The 16,968-nt window shown below is 60.7% G+C and carries 11 protein-coding genes; 5 read left to right on the plus strand and 6 right to left on the minus strand.

Translation table 11 applies throughout. From position 1 onward, the window contains the following. Positions 1-301 precede the first annotated feature (301 nt). Positions 302-1,327: a glycosyltransferase family 4 protein gene (locus ACYVAC_RS01465; RefSeq protein WP_461095769.1), complete on the plus strand. Its 1,026-nt coding sequence runs from the start codon at positions 302-304 to the stop codon at positions 1,325-1,327. A gap of 27 nt (positions 1,328-1,354) precedes the next feature. Next, positions 1,355-3,193, plus strand: a complete 1,839-nt coding sequence (locus tag ACYVAC_RS01470; RefSeq protein WP_461095770.1) for an ABC transporter ATP-binding protein — start codon at positions 1,355-1,357, stop codon at positions 3,191-3,193. A 5-nt stretch (positions 3,194-3,198) separates the two neighbouring features. Here ACYVAC_RS01470 and ACYVAC_RS01475 read toward each other — a convergent pair whose 3' ends face one another. The 4 genes from ACYVAC_RS01475 to ACYVAC_RS01490 are packed head-to-tail and all read right to left on the minus strand — an operon-like array spanning position 3,199 to position 7,320. Further along, positions 3,199-4,431, minus strand: a complete 1,233-nt coding sequence (locus ACYVAC_RS01475) for a glycosyltransferase family 4 protein (RefSeq protein WP_461095771.1) — start codon at positions 4,429-4,431, stop codon at positions 3,199-3,201. A gap of 27 nt (positions 4,432-4,458) precedes the next feature. Continuing rightward, on the minus strand, positions 4,459-5,106 hold the full coding sequence (locus ACYVAC_RS01480; RefSeq protein ID WP_461095772.1) for a glycosyltransferase: 648 nt from the start codon (positions 5,104-5,106) through the stop codon (positions 4,459-4,461). Continuing rightward, positions 5,103-6,290: a glycosyltransferase family 2 protein gene (locus tag ACYVAC_RS01485; protein WP_461095773.1), complete on the minus strand. Its 1,188-nt coding sequence runs from the start codon at positions 6,288-6,290 to the stop codon at positions 5,103-5,105. The genes ACYVAC_RS01480 and ACYVAC_RS01485 overlap by 4 nt, the downstream gene beginning before the upstream one ends. A gap of 46 nt (positions 6,291-6,336) precedes the next feature. Continuing rightward, complete coding sequence (locus ACYVAC_RS01490; RefSeq protein ID WP_461095774.1) at positions 6,337-7,320, minus strand: NAD(P)H-quinone oxidoreductase; 984 nt, start codon at positions 7,318-7,320, stop codon at positions 6,337-6,339. A 112-nt stretch (positions 7,321-7,432) separates the two neighbouring features. Here ACYVAC_RS01490 and ACYVAC_RS01495 point away from each other — a divergent pair, with 112 nt between their 5' ends. The 3 genes from ACYVAC_RS01495 (at position 7,433) to ACYVAC_RS01505 (ending at position 13,225) form a co-directional block, all read left to right on the plus strand. Continuing rightward, positions 7,433-8,149, plus strand: coding sequence for an SDR family oxidoreductase (locus ACYVAC_RS01495; RefSeq protein ID WP_461095775.1), 717 nt, complete (start codon positions 7,433-7,435; stop codon positions 8,147-8,149). A gap of 253 nt (positions 8,150-8,402) precedes the next feature. Further along, positions 8,403-12,491, plus strand: coding sequence for a hybrid sensor histidine kinase/response regulator transcription factor (locus ACYVAC_RS01500; RefSeq protein ID WP_461095776.1), 4,089 nt, complete (start codon positions 8,403-8,405; stop codon positions 12,489-12,491). A 170-nt stretch (positions 12,492-12,661) separates the two neighbouring features. Next, positions 12,662-13,225 carry an RNA polymerase sigma factor gene (locus ACYVAC_RS01505; protein ID WP_461095777.1) on the plus strand — a complete coding sequence of 188 codons (564 nt, stop codon included), beginning with the start codon at positions 12,662-12,664 and terminating at the stop codon, positions 13,223-13,225. 88 nt (positions 13,226-13,313) lie between these two features. Here the strand turns inward: ACYVAC_RS01505 and guaA are convergent, their stop codons facing one another. Together guaA and ACYVAC_RS01515 are read right to left on the minus strand one after the other, a co-directional pair. Next, positions 13,314-14,846 carry a glutamine-hydrolyzing GMP synthase gene (gene guaA, locus ACYVAC_RS01510; RefSeq protein WP_461095778.1) on the minus strand — a complete coding sequence of 511 codons (1,533 nt, stop codon included), beginning with the start codon at positions 14,844-14,846 and terminating at the stop codon, positions 13,314-13,316. Positions 14,847-14,908: 62 nt separating this feature from the next. After that, complete coding sequence (locus ACYVAC_RS01515; RefSeq protein ID WP_461095779.1) at positions 14,909-16,960, minus strand: sialate O-acetylesterase; 2,052 nt, start codon at positions 16,958-16,960, stop codon at positions 14,909-14,911. Positions 16,961-16,968: the final 8 nt, after the last annotated feature.

Consider the following 16,968-nt stretch of genomic DNA (forward strand, 5'->3'; position numbering starts at 1 on the left):
TACTTACAGCTCAGTTACTTCGGGCGGGTATTGACCCGTATTCAGGAAAAAATGCAGGTCATCGCTACAACACTCCGACCCGATCCGGGGTCCAGAGGTTGCAGGCAACACCGCCCGAACGCGCCCGGCTGTGCCAATCAGTCTGGTTCACCTGGTCAGTTACTCGGTTTTTTGTACCAGTCCCGCGTTCGTCGTCGTTACCCGCTATAGGGTTCTTTTGGGAGCCCACGCTTTACTCAACGAAACCATCCCTTGTGGAGACCCATCACGTATGACGCGCGTTATTTTCGACTGCGAACGAATGAAGTACGTTAACACGGGCCTGTACTATTACTGCCTCAACCTGGGCCGGGCCCTGCAGCAACGAGCCGTCACTGGCGAACTTAGTTTGTTTGGGCCGTGTCACATCCGGTCGGCCTTCGATGCCTCGGCCCCGCTGCTGCCCCAGCATTCGCTCCAGAAATTTCTGATGCCCTCACTCAACGGCTTCGATATCTGGCACAGTACCTACCAGAGCTCCGATTACATTCCCCGGCGCAACAAACGCATCCGGGTACTGCTCACCATCCACGATCTGAACTTCCTGAACGAAGACAAGCCGGCCCATAAAAAAGCCCGCTACCTGGCGCAGGTGCAACAGAACATCGACCGCAGTGATGCCATTGTCTGCATTTCGGAGTATAGCCGCAACGACGTGCTGACCCACTGCGATACGGGCAACAAACCCGTGTACATGATCTACAACGGCACCAACGGGTTGCAGAAGCCGGTGCTGGAACCCAAATCCTACCGTCCCCGGGTACCGTTTCTGTTCAACGTGGGCGTGATATCCCGCATGAAAAACCAGCACCGTATTCTGCCCCTGCTTCAGTCGAACCCATCGCTGGAGCTGGTGCTGGCCGGCCGGCATGCCGATAAAGACTACGCGCATTTTCTGCGGCAGCACGCGTCGGACCTGGCCGTCGACGATCGCCTGCACTTGATCGATGAGATTTCGGAAGGCGAAAAATCGTGGTATTACCACAACTGCGAAGCCTTTGTGATGCCGTCGCTGGCCGAAGGCTTTGGCCTGCCCGTGGTCGAGGCTATGCAGCTGGGCAAGCCCGTTTTTCTTTCGCGCCACACCGCCCTGCCCGAGATTGGCAAAGACCTCGCCTTTTATTTTCACGATTTCGACAACATGCACGACGACTTTACGGCCGGTATGCAGCGTTATCAGAAAGCAGGCAACCAGCTCGGCGATGCCATGAAAGCCTACAGTGCGACCTTCAACTGGGCCGATTCGGCCCGCAAATACATCGACGTTTACCAGTCGCTGGCAGGCTAGGCGCGGCCCGCAGCGCCCACAGATGCTATGAAAATATACAGACGGCTCATGGCCTACGCCCGGCCATACGGACCCTTTATCGTTCCATTTTTCTTTTTTACTCTGATCGGCGTGTTTTTCAACGTGTTTCAGTTCGCGTTGATTATTCCGCTGCTCAATTTCCTGTTCAATCCGGTCAGCACGGCCGATTCGGCCCGTTACGCGCAATTTCCGGAGCCAGCCCTGCGCCCCGATTATTTCAAGGATATTTTCTACCACCTCATCTACCACTTCAAAACCACTAACCCGGTCTACGCGCTGTATTTTCTGGCGGGTATGATTGTGGTGGCGGTGGTAATGACCAACCTGTTCCGGTTTCTGGCGCAGCGGTGTCTGCTGGGTGCCCGTACGCTGCTGGTGAAACGCCTGCGTGAAGCGCTGTTCGAGAAAATCAACCACCTGCACCTGGGCTACTTTACCAAAGAGCACAAGGGCGACCTGCTGTCGCGGCTCAACGGCGATGTGTACGCCATCGAAGGGGTGGCGGCCAGTTCGGTCGAGGTGGTGTTCAAAGAGCCGTTTATGTTTATCGGCTACTTCATTGCCCTGTTCGCCATCTCCACCAAACTCACGCTCTTTACGCTCGTCATTATTCCGATCTCGGCCACGGGCATTGCGGCCGTGACCAAAAAGCTGAAGAAAGAAGCGCAGGATGTGCAGTCGTCGATGGGCCGGATGCTGACGCTGATGGATGAAACGCTCATGGGCATGCGGATTTTGCGGGCGTTCAACGCCACCGATTTCATTATAAAGCGGTTTAGTGTCGAGAATGATTTTTACCGCAAGGCCAGTCTGGAAGGCTTTAAACGCCGGGAGCTGGCCCCCGCCTTTTCCGAGGCATCGGGGGTGTTTGTGGTGGCCTGTATTCTGGTCTACGGCGGTAGTCTGGTACTGAGCAGCCAGAGCGGCTTACAGGCCAGTTCGTTTATTGCGTTCATCGCCATTTTCTCGCAGGTAATCCGGCCTGCCAAAGCCATCGTGGTGGCCCTGACCACCATTCAGCAGGGCCAGGCCGCCGGCGAACGCATTCTCGAACTGCTCGACAAACCCATCGACATTCAGGATAAGCCCGATGCCCGCCCGATGCCGCCCTTCAGCCGCGCCATTGTGTTCGACAATGTCAGCTTCCGCTACGGCGATAAACCGGTGCTGAAAAACATCAGCTTCACGCTCAGCAAAGGCAAAAAAGTAGCCCTGGTGGGCCCCTCGGGCGTGGGCAAGTCGACCATTGCCGATCTGCTGCCCCGCTTCTACGAAACAGACCAGGGCCGCGTCAGCATCGACGGGGTCGACGTGCAGGACTTTACCATGGAGTCGCTGCGGGCACAGATGAGCTTCGTTACGCAGGAAATCATCCTGTTCAACGACACCATTTTCAACAACATCGCCCTCGGCAAGCCCGACGCCAGTCTCGACGAGGTGATCGAAGCGGCCAAAATTGCCAACGCCCACCAGTATATTATGGACACTGAAGATGGCTACAACACGGTGATCGGCGACCGGGGTATCCGGCTCAGTGGCGGACAGCGTCAGCGCCTGAGCATTGCCCGGGCGGTGTTTAAAAAGCCATCGATTCTGATTCTCGACGAAGCCACGTCGGCGCTCGATCTGGAGTCGGAAAAATCGGTGCAGGAAGCTCTCGACAACCTGATGGAAGGCCGTACCACACTCGTAATTGCGCACCGGCTCAGCACCATCCGCGAGGCCGACGAAATTCTGATTATGGAAGGGGGCGAAATCATTGAACGGGGCACCCACTACGAACTGCTCAGTCAGGACGACGGGGTGTACCGGCGGCTCAACCAGATGCACGAGGTACTGCAGTAGCCCATTCAGGCACCCGTAACGACGGCTACGGCCTGGTCGATGCGCGCCAGCACCCGATCCCAGGTGTAGTGCGTGGCTACGTAGGCGCGGGCGTTGGTGGCCAGCTTGTTGCGGTCGGCGGTGGCGAGCTGCCCGAGGGCATCGGCGAAACTGGCGGCACTGTTGTACAGAAACCCCGCTCCGCTGCTGTCGATGTGGTCGCGCAGTACCGCGCTGTCGGCGTTGGCTACCACCGGAATACCGGCCGCAAAGCTCTCCAGCGCCACCATCGACAAACTCTCGAAGGCCGACGGCATCACCAGGGCGCGGGCACCCTGCAGCAAGGTTGTTTTCTCCCCTTCATCGACAAAGCCTACCGCTACCAGATCGGGATCGGCTGGTATGGGCATAAACGCCTGCCCCACCAGCACCAGCTTCAGCGCCGATGGGTGTTGCTGCTTGTAGGCCCGAAACCAGTCGAACAGCGTGGCGCACCCCTTGGCCGTGTCGATGCGACCGATGTAAATCAGGTAGTCGGTGCCGGGCGGTACCGATCGGGCCGGGTACGTAGCAGGCCAGGGCGGATCGACGCCTACGCCCACGATGTCGCTGTAGACCGACTCATTGTGAAACAGCCTCTGCACAAACTGCTGCTCGGCGCGGGTGTTGTACAGCATGGCGCGGGGTCGGCCAAACAGCTTGCTGAACACCGGCAGGTAAATGGGCGGCTCGTCGTGGGCGGTCGGAATCAGAATCGACTTGCGGGGGGCCACCCGCAGCCCTTCGATGGTGGGGTAGTAGAGATACGTAAAAAAGATAAGCGCGTCGTACTGCCGGTGTTCGCGCCGGAGGTAATCGATCAGGCCGGGTACGTAAGGCCCCTGCTGCCGCGCCCACCGCCGGCTGTAGCGTCCGATGGATTTGCCCACCAGCGCCCGGCCCCACATCTGCACCCGGCTGAGCCCCCGCCACGCGTCGGGCTGCGACCACTTCGCGAGCTTATGGGCCGACCGGGCCATGCCGGCCTCATCGCGGGGGTGGGGCGTGGCAAACCGGCGCACCGTTACGCCGTTGAGTACGCTGAGGCCGGGCGGATACACGTTGGCCCAGCTGGTGTAGTCCTGCGCGCAGGTGGTCAGCACGGTCACGTCGTAGCGATCGGTCAGGCGTTCGGCCAGGATGCGGCAGTGGTACTCGGCGCCACCGTTGACCTCGAGGCCGTATCGCTGCACAATAAAAGCTAGTTTCGGGAGAGGCATACAGGGACTTGCCGCACGGGCCGGCGGTCAGAGCGAGTCGTAATAATCGTTTTGCCGGCGCTGCCGGTCGATGGTTTTGCGATGGAGCAGGCACTGCGCGTTGCTGTCGGCGGGCAGGTAGTGGCAGTGGCCGAACCCGTGCAGTTCTTCGTGCACCCGGTTTTTCCAGGCAATGCCCTGCCCCAGCCGGAACAGCCGCAGCTGATAATCGGGAAAATTGATCCGGCCCTGCCCGTCCACGGTCCACTGCCAGCGGCTTACATCGGCCGGCGTCAGGCCGGCCACGTAATTGGCGCGGGGCACGGCAAAACAGTCGGCCCGGTGGTGCCGTGCCAGCTGGGTTTTCAGGGTCTGCACCAGCGTGGAGCCGGGCTGCTCGTCGGCATCGATCTGAAACAGGTAGTTGCCCGTGGCCAGCGTGAGCAGGGTGTTTTTAAAGGTGGCGAAGTCGCCGTTGAGCTGCGCCCGCCCCACCCGCACCTGCGACGCGTAGGTGGCCAGCACGGCATCGACGGCGGGGCTGGGTGTGGTGGTATCCTGTAGCACAACAACCTCATCCCGGCTGTCTTTCTGAGCCAGTAAGAGCGGCAGCAGCTGCGCCAGTTCATCGGCCTCATGGCACACCGTAACGGCGTAGGTCAGGCGAATTTTCAGCCGGCGTATCCAGCGCATCATAGAGTCAGGGGTTTACGAATAAGGTTCATTTCGGTAGTGGCCGGGTTGGCAATCCGAATGCGGAGCCCCTGCCACCGAAAAGTCGGAAACAGCCGCGCCAGCAGTTGACTCAGCCCCGACCGGGGCTGGCTGATGCGGCTGTGCAGCACCGCCGGCAGGGTAGCCAGCTGTTCGTCGGTTAGCCGCTGCAGGCGCCGGGCCGGGCCCGTTACGAGCACCCCGTTGGTTCTGGGCGCGTGGAGCGGCTTGAGCCGGGTCCGCAGGTCGATAGCCGTGGCGGGCTGCTCGGCCTGCCGGTAAGCCTCCGTGTCGGCATCGGTGTAGAGCGTGCGGCACCAGGGCTCCAGCCGGTGCAACACCGCCTGATCGGCCCCGGGCACTACCAGCCCGATATCGTAGGTCTGCTGCACGGGTCCGTTGGGCCGAAACCCCCACTTTCGCACGAAATTCCGGTTCGATTGGGCTTCGATCTGCCGGGTAAGGGCGCGGTATTCGGCCGAGAAGCGCGACGTCTTGCTCACGAAATGGTAGCAGATCGCATCCAGCGACACCACCGTGGTAAGGCCGTGCAGCCGCAATCGCAGCAGCAGATCATCGTCTTCGCAGAACATGGGCGCAAAGAGCGGGTCGAGGCCGCCCAGTTCCAGCAGCAGTGCGCGGGCGGCACACAGAAAAAACGAAGGCTGAGCCCGATCGGCCACGTGCTGCCCGGTCAGTTCCTGCTGCCGCTGCTGCCCCCGCGCAAAAGCCATGAAGGCCTCACCCTGAAACGTTTCTGGATCGGTCCCGAAATCGCGGACAATTTTGCCCGGCCGCGGGTCATCGGCAAACACGGGCGGCTCCACCGTGGTGTAGCAGACCACCCGATCGGGGGCCTGCAGCACCGCCAGTGCTTCGATAAAGCCTGGCGCCAGCACCATGTCGTTGTGGGCAAAAATCACGTATTCGCCCGTGGCCAGTTCGATGGCTTTGTTGTAGGTATCCGACAGGGTGCGGTCGGTGGTGTCGTAATAATAGCGAACGTACGGATCGGCCAGTTCATCGAGCCAGGCGTGCGTACCATCGATACTGTTGTAGCTCACCAGCACGATCTCAAGCGTCGGGTAGAGCCGACGCGTGTGTGCATACACATGCCGGGTGTAGTCGAGGTTATTTTTCAGGCCAATCAGCAGCGAAGCGGGCATCAGTCGGGGAGTTAGGGTAGCCAATGTCGGGAGGGCAGCCAGTGCCCTACCCAGCCTGTTCGTCCCCGACCCGCAGCACGATCTTACCAATATGGTCACTGCGTTCCATAAGCCGCTGTCCGTCGGCGGCTTCGGCCAGTGGAAACACCTCGTGCACCAGGGCTTTGAGCTGTCCCGTTGCCAGTAGCGGCCACACCCGGTCGGTTACGTCGGCCACCAGGGCGGCTTTGGCATCGGCCGAACGGGGTTTGAGCATGCTGCCCGATATCACCAGCCGTTTCTGCATCACCAGCCGGATATCGAGTTCGCTCGTTGGCCCATCCATGGCATTGATAAAATTGAGCCGTCCGTCGGGTCGGAGCAGGCGGAGGTTTTTGGGCGTATAGCTTCCCCCCACCATATCCAGAATCACATCGACGCCAAAGGGTTGTAAGACCGCTTCGAAATCGTCTGTTTTATAGTTAACGACCACCTTGGCACCCAGCGTCTCGCACACCGCTTTTTTTGCCGCGCTGCCCACCGTGGCGAAGGCCCTGGCCCCAAACGCCACGGCCAGCTGAATGGCCGTGATGCCGATGCCGCTGCTGCCCCCGTGTACCAGAAAATGCTCGCCCTGCGCCAGCCGGGCCTGCTGAAATACGTTGGACCAGACTGTGAGTACGGTTTCGGGCAGGGCGGCTGCATCGGTCAGGGGCATACCCGCCGGCACCGGCAGGCAGTGCCGCTCATCGACCACCACATACTCGGCATAGCCCCCGCCAGACAGCAGCGCACACACGGCCGTGCCCGTTTGCCAGCGATTGGCACCCGGCCCGCAGGCGGCCACGTAGCCGGCCACTTCGAGGCCCGGAATCTCGCCCGACGGATCGCCCCCGTAGGCCCCCCCCTTCCGCAGCATGATGTCGCTGCGGTTCAGACCGGCGGCTACTACCCGAATCAGCACCTGCCGGTGGCCCGGCTCGGGGCGCGCTACGTCGCGCAGCTGCAACACGTCGGCATCGCCGGGTTGCGTGATCACAATTGCCTTCATACAGCGTTTTGTCAACAGCGCCCCGACCGGGGGCCGTCTGGGTGAAACCTTCGGACGGGGCCTGCGGTTATCGACACGAGTATTTATTCAACCAGTTCGATTGATTACAACTATGGCAGACACGATCAAAACCGCCCTTGTTACGGGTGGTTCGAAGGGCATTGGCTACGGGGTGGCCGAAGCGCTGATTAACCAGGGCATCCGGGTGGCCATCACCAGCCGGTCGCAGGCCAGTGCCGATCAGGCAGCCGCCAGCCTCAACGCCATCAAACCGGGTTACGCCCTGGGCCTCGAAGCCGACGTACGCGACATGGCGTCGCAGCAAAAAGCCGTCGATGCGCTGCTGGCCAGGTGGGATCGGCTCGATTACGTGATTGCCAATGCCGGTGTGGGCCACTTTGCCCCCATCCAGGAACTGACGCCCGAGCAATGGCGCGAAACCATCGACATCAACCTGACGGGCGTATTCTACACCACCAAGGCAACGCTCGATGCGCTCATCCAATCGGAGGGGTATTTCATTTCGATTGCCAGCCTCGCCGGCACCAACTTCTTCGAGAAAGCCTCGGCCTACAACGCCAGTAAGTTTGGGCTGGTAGGCTATACCCAGGCCATCATGCTCGACCTGCGCAGCCAGGGTATCAAGGTATCGACCATTATGCCCGGCTCGGTAGCCACCGAGTTCAACGACCACCAGGTCAGCGATGCCGACGCCTGGAAAATCCAGCCCGAAGACATTGGCCAGATCGTGGTCGACCTCATCAACATGCCCGCCCGTACCCTGCCCAGCAAGGTCGAGGTGCGCCCCACCCGCCCCGGCGGGAAATAAGGAGTACTCGGTTTAGAGTTTGTGGTTTACGGTTTACAGCGCGCGTCTCAACGCGGGTGTCGAACTGAAAACCACAAACTGAAAACTAAATAAAAGCCCGATTGTCCGTCCGGACGATCGGGCTTGTTGCTGAAACGATGCCCTGCCCATGGGTTTGGTCATGCTAACCTGCCGCCCGAAACAGGCTCTTAGTTAACTGCTTGCACGGGCCGATTCGTTGTTTTACCTTATCGGGCACTTAGCTGATCGGCCAATGCGCTTCGTTGCCCTGTTTCTTCTGCTGCCCTATCTATTGCTGGCTCAGGCAACGGGCTGGCAGGCGCTGACCATTTCGGACGGGCTGTCGCAGGGTATGATTTTCGATCTGAAACAGGACCGAAGCGGCTTTATCTGGGTTACGACCAAAGATGGGCTGAACCGCTACGACGGACACACCTTCCGGGTTTTCACCCACGATCCTGACAACCCCTACAGCCTGTCGGACAACAGCTGCACGGCGCTGCTGCTCGACCGGCAGGGCCGGCTCTGGATTGGCACGCTCAACCACGGCCTCAACCTGTATGACGAGCGCACCGAACGCTTCTACCATGTCGACATTGCCGATCAGGGCGCACCCCACGCCGGCAACTACGAGATTCAGGTGCTGCGGGAAGATCCCGACGGGTCTATCTGGGCCGGCACCAACCAGGGGCGGCTGTTTCGGCTGACCCTCCCGACAGCGATTAAAACGGGGTTCCCCAATCGACCCGACTTCACCAGCCAGGTGCAGCAGCAGTCGATGACCACCCGTCATCTGGACGCCAACGGTTACGCCCGCGCCATCGACTTCCGGCCCAACGGGCAGGGCGTGGCCGTAACGCCCACGGGCCTCTTCGCCTTCAACTGGCGCACGCCCACGCGGGCCGTGCCGCTGCTGCTGGCGGGTAAAACCCGTTTCACCAGTTTTGCCCTGATGCCCGCCCCCCGCACCGATACGTGGTTTGCCGCCACTCCGCAGTGGATACTTGCCCACAGCCCCGGGGGGCAGCACGTTGTCCGGTTGCCGCACACGACCGACAGCAGCATCAACCTGATTGCGCTGGATGCCCGTACGGTAGCCGTCGTCACCAATGCTTATCTGTGGCTGCTCTCGCCCGACGAGCTGATGCAGCGGGACAGCCTGACCCCCGCGAACGCGCTGACCACCATGCCGCCCAACGTCTACGGCGTTACGAATCTGCTGCGGGCCCGTAGCGGTAATATCTGGGTTGGCACGAGCGGCTACGGGCTACGCCGATTCAATCCGCGGGTCCGGCAGTTTCGGCTGCAGGTAGCGGGCAAATCGCTGGGCTATCTGCTCGAAGACCAGCGCGGCCGACGCTACGTCCGTCACGAACTGGCCTATCAGGCAATCGACCCATCGACCGGGCAGCTACGCCCTTTTCTGAGCAGCAGCCTCCCCCCGCCCGACCACCGGCAGCGTTACATGATGCAGGATAAGCGGGGGTATTTCTGGGTGTCCAACGTCAACTTCATCACGCATGCCGAGCACCTGCTGCAGTTTTCGCCCGACTGGCAGCTGCTCCATCGCTACGCGCTACCCATCCGGCAGGCGTTTGGGTTCATGGGCAACCAGACCATTGAAGATCGAGCTGGCCAGCTCTGGATTGGCGCTACCGACGGTCGGCTGCTGCGCTTTGATCCGGCCACCGAAACGTTTCGGGTGTATTCGTACCGGCATTTGCTGCCGCCGGGCGGGGCCACCATCGAAACCTATGCGCTCTATTTCGACCATGCCGGTGTTCTCTGGGCCGGTACCCAGCAGGGGCTCATACGCATCACCAATCCGCTGATCAACCCCACCTTCACCGTTTTTCGCAGCGGTGCCACCCGTCACCAGCGTTTGAGCAATGATTTTGTATCGGGCGTGATCGACGACCCAGTGCAGCCAACGCGCTACCTCTGGGTGAGTACCAAAGGGGGCGGCCTGAACCGGTATGACCGGCTGACGGGGCTGTTCAGGCACGTTACCGAAGCGCAGGGCCTGCCCAACCGGGTCGTTTACGGACTGCTGGCCGACGGGCAAAACTATCTCTGGATGAGTACCAACCGGGGGTTGGCCCAGCTCAATCCGCGCACGTTCCAGATTCGGCAATTCACCAAATCCGATGGGCTGCAGGACGACGAATTCAATACGGGCTCGCTGCTGAAAACCGCCACCGGCGAGTTGCTGTTCGGAGGCATCAACGGGCTGACGGCTTTCCGGCCGGCCCACGTGACAGGGCACTCAGGATCGCGCCCACGGGTCCGCATCATCGGTTTGCGCATCAACAACGAGCCCATTGGTATCGGGCAGCCCGACGGTGTACTGACCCAGGCCATCGACCACACCCGGCACATCGACCTGCGCCACGACCAGAACCTGGTAACGCTCAACTTCAGCCTGATGGACTTCACCAACTCGGCCGGCAACCGTTACCGCTACCGGCTGGCTGGCCTCGACAAAGACTGGGTCGATGCGGGTAACCAGCGGTTTGCCAACTACGCCCATCTTCCCGACGGTCGCTACACATTTTATCTGGTCGGATCGGCCGATGGCCAGATCTGGAGCCCGCCCGTTCAGCTGTCGATCCGGGTCAAACCGCCCCTGTACCGCAGCTGGTGGGCATACCTGGCCTACGCCCTGCTGCTGGCAGGGCTTGTCTGGCAGCTCTACCGGTTTCAGACCCAGCGGCTACTGCTGCAGCAGCAGGTAGCTTTCGAACAGCAGGAAGCCAGCCGGCTGGCCGAACTCGATGCGCTTAAAACCCGCTTTTTCGCTAACATCTCCCACGAATTCCGTACGCCACTTACCCTGATTCTGGGGCCGGCAGAAGAAGCCGTTCGCGACTACGCCACCGACCCGCGTTTTCCGCTCATTCAGCAAAATGCAACCCGCCTGCTGAGTCTGATCAACCAGTTGCTCGACCTCAACAAGCTCGACGCCGGGCAGCTCAGGCCTGTGCCGGAGCCGGGCGACCTGGCCGCTTTTTTCCGGATGATCGGCAGTGCCTTTTACCCCCTGGCCGACAGTCGTCAGGTGTCGCTGACGATTGAGCAGAACTGCGCCAGTTACTGGGCCCGGTTCGATCACGACAAGCTGGAAAAAATCGTGACCAACCTACTGGCCAACGCCATCAAGTTTACAACCGCCAGCCAGACGGTTTGTCTGACGGTTGCGTACCCAGCCCCCACCGATACCCCGCGCAGCCTGATCCTTACCGTTGCCGACACAGGCACGGGCATTGCAGCGGTTCATCTGCCGCACATTTTCGAGCGATTTTACCAGGTCGACGGGCCCGTCAACCGCCTGAACGACAGTACTGGCATTGGCCTGGCGCTGGTCCGCGAACTGGTGGGGGTACTGGGCGGCACCATTGGTGTGACCAGTACCGAAGCCGTGGGAACCACCTTTACCATGCACCTGCCGGTCGACCCCATCGACGCACCAACCTCCCCGTCCCCCGCCGGTTCACACCTGTCTGACCACGAGCCAGGCGCTTTAGCCACGCCGGAGCCAGCAGAGGCCGGAGCAGGTACCGATACGCTGCTGCTCATCATCGACGACAATGCTGATATTCGAGCTTACCTGCGGCTTCTGCTGGCGCCCACCTGCCGGATTCTGGAAGCGACCGACGGCCAGGAAGGGCTGGAACTGGCTACCCGCTATCTGCCTGATCTGATCATCTGCGATCTGATGATGCCCCGGCTCGATGGGTTCGCGTTTTGCCAGCAGCTGAAAACTCAGTCGGTAACCAGTCATATTCCGGTCATGATGCTAACCGCCCGGGCCGGCACCGAAGACCGCCTTGAAGGATTCGAGCTGGGCGCCGATGCGTACCTGACCAAACCGTTCAGCCGCGCCGAAGTGCAGGTCCGCCTGCGCAATCTGCTGCAGAAACAGGCCCGGCTGCAGGCTTACTTCAGCAACCGTCCCCCCGTGGGCGACCCCATCACGGCCCCTGTAGCCCTGAAACCCGAAGCCATTTTTCTGGAGAAAGCCCGGCAGGTGGTGCTCGACAACCTAAGCCAAAGCCAGTTCGGTGTCGACACGTTCTGCCTGCAGATGGGCATGAGCCAGAGTCAGCTCGTACGTAAGCTGAAAGCCCTGACGGGACAGACCGCCGTTGAATTTATCCGGCATGTGCGGCTTCGGCAGGCGGCCGACCGGCTCCGGCGGGGCGACGGAACGGTGTCGGAAATTGCCTACGCGGTGGGGTTCGAGAGCCTGTCTTATTTCACCCGGGCTTTCCAGGCGGTCTATGGTGTACTGCCTTCCACCCTGCTGTCGGGCAACGGCGCAGTTACCCGACGCCCCGGCTGACAGGGAGCTACCGGGGCCGGCGTGGTACGGGCGCGGGTGTGCAGATTCGCCTGGAGGGGCATTCTGCGCTATTTGCCGAAAATGAGCAACAAATTGGTGAAAACGAGTTAAGTGCGATCGGTGACAAAAAAACAGCTTTGCACAATTGATCAGCTTACCCAACCCAACCCATGAAGATGCCACGCCCCGCCGACCAGGACCTGGTCGACCGTTTTCAGATTACCCAGTCGTCGGATAGCTTCAGCCAGCTTTACCAGCGCTATGTCAGGAAAGTGTATCGTACCTGTGTGTCGATGACCCACGACCCGGTTACGGCCCAGGACTATACCCAGGACATTTTTCTGCGCGTCTACAACAAGCTGCACAACTTCCGGAGCCAGTCGGCCTTTTCAACCTGGCTTTACTCAGTGGCCTATCATTACTGCCTCGACCAGATGCGACGCAGCGATCGCCTGCCTACCGATTCGCTGTCTGACGAACAGACGCAGGAAGCGGTGGCCAGCCAGGCCTACGACGATGAGCTGCCGGGCGCCGAAACGCTGCTGCAGCAGCGTTTCGCCATCCTGCACACGCTGCCCGACGACGAGATACACCTGTTGCGGCTCAAATACGAACAGGGCGTTTCGATTCAGGCGCTCAGCGATCAGTATCAGCTTTCGGTGAGCGCCGTCAAGATGCGGCTCAAGCGCAGCCGCGACCGGCTTCAGCAACTGCAGCGCAACCACCTGGACTGATTCTTTCCCTACCAGACACACCTACACTAAGCCGATAAAAAAAAGGGCCTCCGCACGTTGCGGAGGCCCTGCTGTATAAACAAGACAGTTATTCCCACTCGATGGTAGCGGGGGGTTTCGACGAGATGTCGTACACGACGCGGTTGACGCCCTTGACCCGGTTAATGATGTCGTTGGAAACGTTGGCCAGAAACTCGTAGGGCAGGTGCGCCCAGTCGGCGGTCATGCCATCGATGCTCGTAACGGCGCGCAGGGCCACTACGCGTTCGTAGGTCCGCTCATCGCCCATGACGCCAACCGACTGCACGGGCAGCAGCATGGCGCCCGCCTGCCAGACTTTGTCGTACAGACCGTCGCGTTTCAGCCCGTCGATGAACAGCGCATCGACCTGCTGCAGAATGGCGACTTTCTCGGGTGTAATGTCGCCCAGAATCCGGATGGCCAGCCCCGGACCGGGGAAGGGGTGCCGGCCCAGAATGGCTTCGGGCAAACCGAGCGTGCGCCCAACCAGCCGAACCTCATCTTTAAAGAGCGTATTGAGGGGCTCTACCACTTTCAGTTTCATGAAATCGGGCAGGCCGCCTACGTTATGGTGCGATTTGATAGTCGCCGATGGCCCTTTTACCGATACCGACTCGATCACGTCGGGGTAGATCGTACCCTGCCCCAGCCACGACACCCCTTCGATCAGGTGCGCTTCGTGGTCGAACACGTCGATAAAGGTTTTGCCGATGGCTTTGCGTTTGGCTTCCGGATCGGTCAGGCCGGCCAGTGCGGTGTAGAACTGCTCTTTGGCATCGACCCCTTTCACGTTGAGACCCAACGACTCATACGACGCCAGTACACTCTCGAACTCATCTTTACGCAGCAGTCCGTTGTCGACGAAAACGCAGTACAGGTTTTTGCCGATGGCCCGGTGAATGAGCATGGCGGCCACCGACGAATCGACACCACCCGACAGTCCCAGCACCACTTTATCGTCGCCCAGTTTGGTTTGCAGCTGGGCAATGGTCGATTCGACGAACGACTCGGCGGTCCAGTTCTGCGAGCAGCCGCAAATGTCGACCACGAAGTTTTTGAGCAGTTCCTTACCCTGCAGCGAATGCGTTACTTCGGGGTGAAACTGAATGCCGTAAGTAGGCTCGCCCTCGATCTGGAACGCAGCTACCCGCACCGACTCGGTCGAGGCAATGATATGAAACGACTCGGGAATGCTCGTGATGGTATCGCCGTGCGACATCCAGACCTGCGAGTGCTGGTCGAGGCCGCGCATGAGCGGGCTGCTGCCGTCGACGGTGCCGAGCCGGGCCCGGCCATACTCCCGAATCGACGAGGGCTGCACTTCGCCACCGCTGGTGTGTGCCAGCAGCTGAGCGCCGTAGCAGACCCCCAGCAGGGGCAGTTTGTTGCGAAAGGCTGCCAGATGCAGGTCAGGTGCATCGGCATCGCGCACCGACGACGGGCTCCCCGACAGGATTACTCCTTTAACATCGGGGCTGATGGTCGGCAGGTTGTTGTAGGGATGGATTTCGCAGTAGACATTGAGTTCGCGTACCCTGCGGGCAATGAGTTGGGTGTACTGCGAACCGAAATCCAGAATCAGAATCTGTTCGGTGGCCATGGATTGGTCTCTAAAATGCAAAGGTAGGGCATTTTTCTATACGCGCACCCCCAAACGGCCACTCATCGGGCGATCACCAGCCGCTCACGCAGTACACCCGTACCGATCCGGATGGTCAGCACGTAGCTGCCTGTGGGCAGCGACGCCACCGAAACAGGCAGTCGGGCCGTGCCCGCCCGCACCGTGCGCGTCTGCATCATCACCACCACGCCGGCACTGTTGGTCAGCGTAAACAGTACCGCCCCCCCCGCCCATTCGGGCGGCATCCGTACCCAGGTAAGGTCGCTGGCCGGATTCGGATACAGCAGGGCACTGGTGTAGTTGCCATCGGGCTCGCCGGTGGGCAGTATCTGCCCGGGCTTAATGGCCAGCACCACCTGCAGCGACGCCGACACCTCGGGCGAATAAGCGGCTTCGGCGTTTTTGCTGATGGCCCGAATCCGGTAGCGATACACGCGGCCAATGCGCAGCGAATCGGCCGTACCGGGCCGGCGCCGATCGTCGTAGTTGCTGGCCAGTGGCGATACGCTCGCGATCGTCCGGAATACGCCACCCGAGTCGGCCCGTTCGACGAGCCAGCCTTCGACTCCGCTGATGGGCTGATTCCAGCTCAGCCGGATCGCCGTTGTATCGAGCGGCACCGCCCGCAGGTCGGTGGCTACCGGCAGCGGAGCCGTAATCGGCACCTGATGAAACGACAGCGCCCGCATGCCGCGCCGATTTTTAAGCGTCGGGCCGGCGTAGTAGCCAAGTTCGTTGTCTTTGTACGACGAGGGCAGGTACGTCAGCGTGCGGGCCACAACGGGCCGGCTCAGGGTCAGCACCACGCGGTTGCCCTGCGCCACGCCCGACTGCACCACACCCGACTCGCCGGTTGGAAAATCGGTGTAGATAAAATCGGTCATGCGCCGGCTGTAGGTGTTGTTATTGGCCGGATTGGTGACGAGCGTATCGGCCTGCCAGCGCAGCTCCTGCCCCGGTTCGAACTCCAGCGTTAGCTCGCTGTAGTCGGGTTTGCTGTAAAACAGCCGGCGCAGATTGGGCGAACTGATGTTGCTGGTATCGGCCGACCGGTAGTTGTCGCGGGCGATGAGCCGGTAGAGTTCGAGGCCAAATTGCCGGTAGCCAGCTTCGCTGTAATGCAGCCCCTGGTAGCCAGGCAGGCCGATGGTAGCCAGCGTAACGTGGTTGGCGTATATCTCGCCGATCCGGCGCTGAAACTCCCGGATACTGCCCGCATTGTTGGCCACATCGGTCAGGATGTTGAGTTGCGGCATGTACACGCGGGCCATCTTCGGGTAGTCGCGTCGCCAGGTCGACAGCAGCCGCTCGTAGAGGGTCGGGTACGTGTCGGTATTGTTGCTGGCTTCGGCCTCTCCCTGCCGCCAGATCATGGTAAAGGCTTTATCGGCCAGGTTTCCTTTCTGCAGGCGCCAGCGAATGTTGTCGTAGATATAGTTGGCGGGGCCGGGCAGGTTGGCCAGCAGATCGGTGGAGCCTACGGCACCGTTGATAACCGCCGTGGGAATACCGTGGTTTTGCTCGATGTAGCGCTGCAGTTCGATTCCCCAGAGGCTGTTCTGCCCTTCGCCCGTGTTCGACAGGTACCAGGTCGAATCGTAATTATTGGGTACGTTGCCCAGGTTGCGGCCAAGGGTACGGGCATACGGGCTTCGGTAGGCATTCTGGTCGAACCGCCCGACCGCATTCGACTGCCCCGCAATCACGTACACATCGCCACAAACCAGACTGTCGACGGCATGCACGAGCGTGGAATCGGTTTTGCCGGTGTGGGCAAACACGGCCAGCCGGTACTGACAGAGCTGCGCTTTCAGCGGAGCATTGAGCCGCACTACTACCTGCCTGCTCGTATCGCGGGTATAGGCATAGGGTTTGCCATCGCAGTAAACCAGCATCGACAGTTGGGACGCCACACTGTAGTTGAACAGCGTGACACCGACCTGCCCCAGCCCGGTGGCCGGGTCGCGCGGGATGAGGGCAAGCTTAGCGGGCGTCTGCGCGACGTACAGATTGGCAATACGCTGCCCAATAGCCGGCCCTTTGCCAAGCAGCAGCAGGCCCAGCCCACTCAAAAAAACACGAAATAAAGTCATTACAAACT

Source organism: Spirosoma luteolum (assembly GCF_054778875.1).

Excerpts from the sequence above, each read along its gene's own strand:
- ACYVAC_RS01465 (WP_461095769.1), top strand. The coding sequence starts at position 302 with ATGAAGTACGTTAACACGGGCCTGTACTATTACTGCCTCAACCTGGGC.
- ACYVAC_RS01470 (WP_461095770.1), top strand. The coding sequence starts at position 1,355 with ATGAAAATATACAGACGGCTCATGGCCTACGCCCGGCCATACGGACCC.
- ACYVAC_RS01475 (WP_461095771.1), bottom strand. The coding sequence starts at position 4,431 with ATGCCTCTCCCGAAACTAGCTTTTATTGTGCAGCGATACGGCCTCGAG.
- ACYVAC_RS01480 (WP_461095772.1), bottom strand. The coding sequence starts at position 5,106 with ATGATGCGCTGGATACGCCGGCTGAAAATTCGCCTGACCTACGCCGTT.
- ACYVAC_RS01485 (WP_461095773.1), bottom strand. The coding sequence starts at position 6,290 with ATGCCCGCTTCGCTGCTGATTGGCCTGAAAAATAACCTCGACTACACC.
- ACYVAC_RS01490 (WP_461095774.1), bottom strand. The coding sequence starts at position 7,320 with ATGAAGGCAATTGTGATCACGCAACCCGGCGATGCCGACGTGTTGCAG.
- ACYVAC_RS01495 (WP_461095775.1), top strand. The coding sequence starts at position 7,433 with ATGGCAGACACGATCAAAACCGCCCTTGTTACGGGTGGTTCGAAGGGC.
- ACYVAC_RS01500 (WP_461095776.1), top strand. The coding sequence starts at position 8,403 with ATGCGCTTCGTTGCCCTGTTTCTTCTGCTGCCCTATCTATTGCTGGCT.
- ACYVAC_RS01505 (WP_461095777.1), top strand. The coding sequence starts at position 12,662 with ATGAAGATGCCACGCCCCGCCGACCAGGACCTGGTCGACCGTTTTCAG.
- guaA (WP_461095778.1), bottom strand. The coding sequence starts at position 14,846 with ATGGCCACCGAACAGATTCTGATTCTGGATTTCGGTTCGCAGTACACC.
- ACYVAC_RS01515 (WP_461095779.1), bottom strand. The coding sequence starts at position 16,960 with ATGACTTTATTTCGTGTTTTTTTGAGTGGGCTGGGCCTGCTGCTGCTT.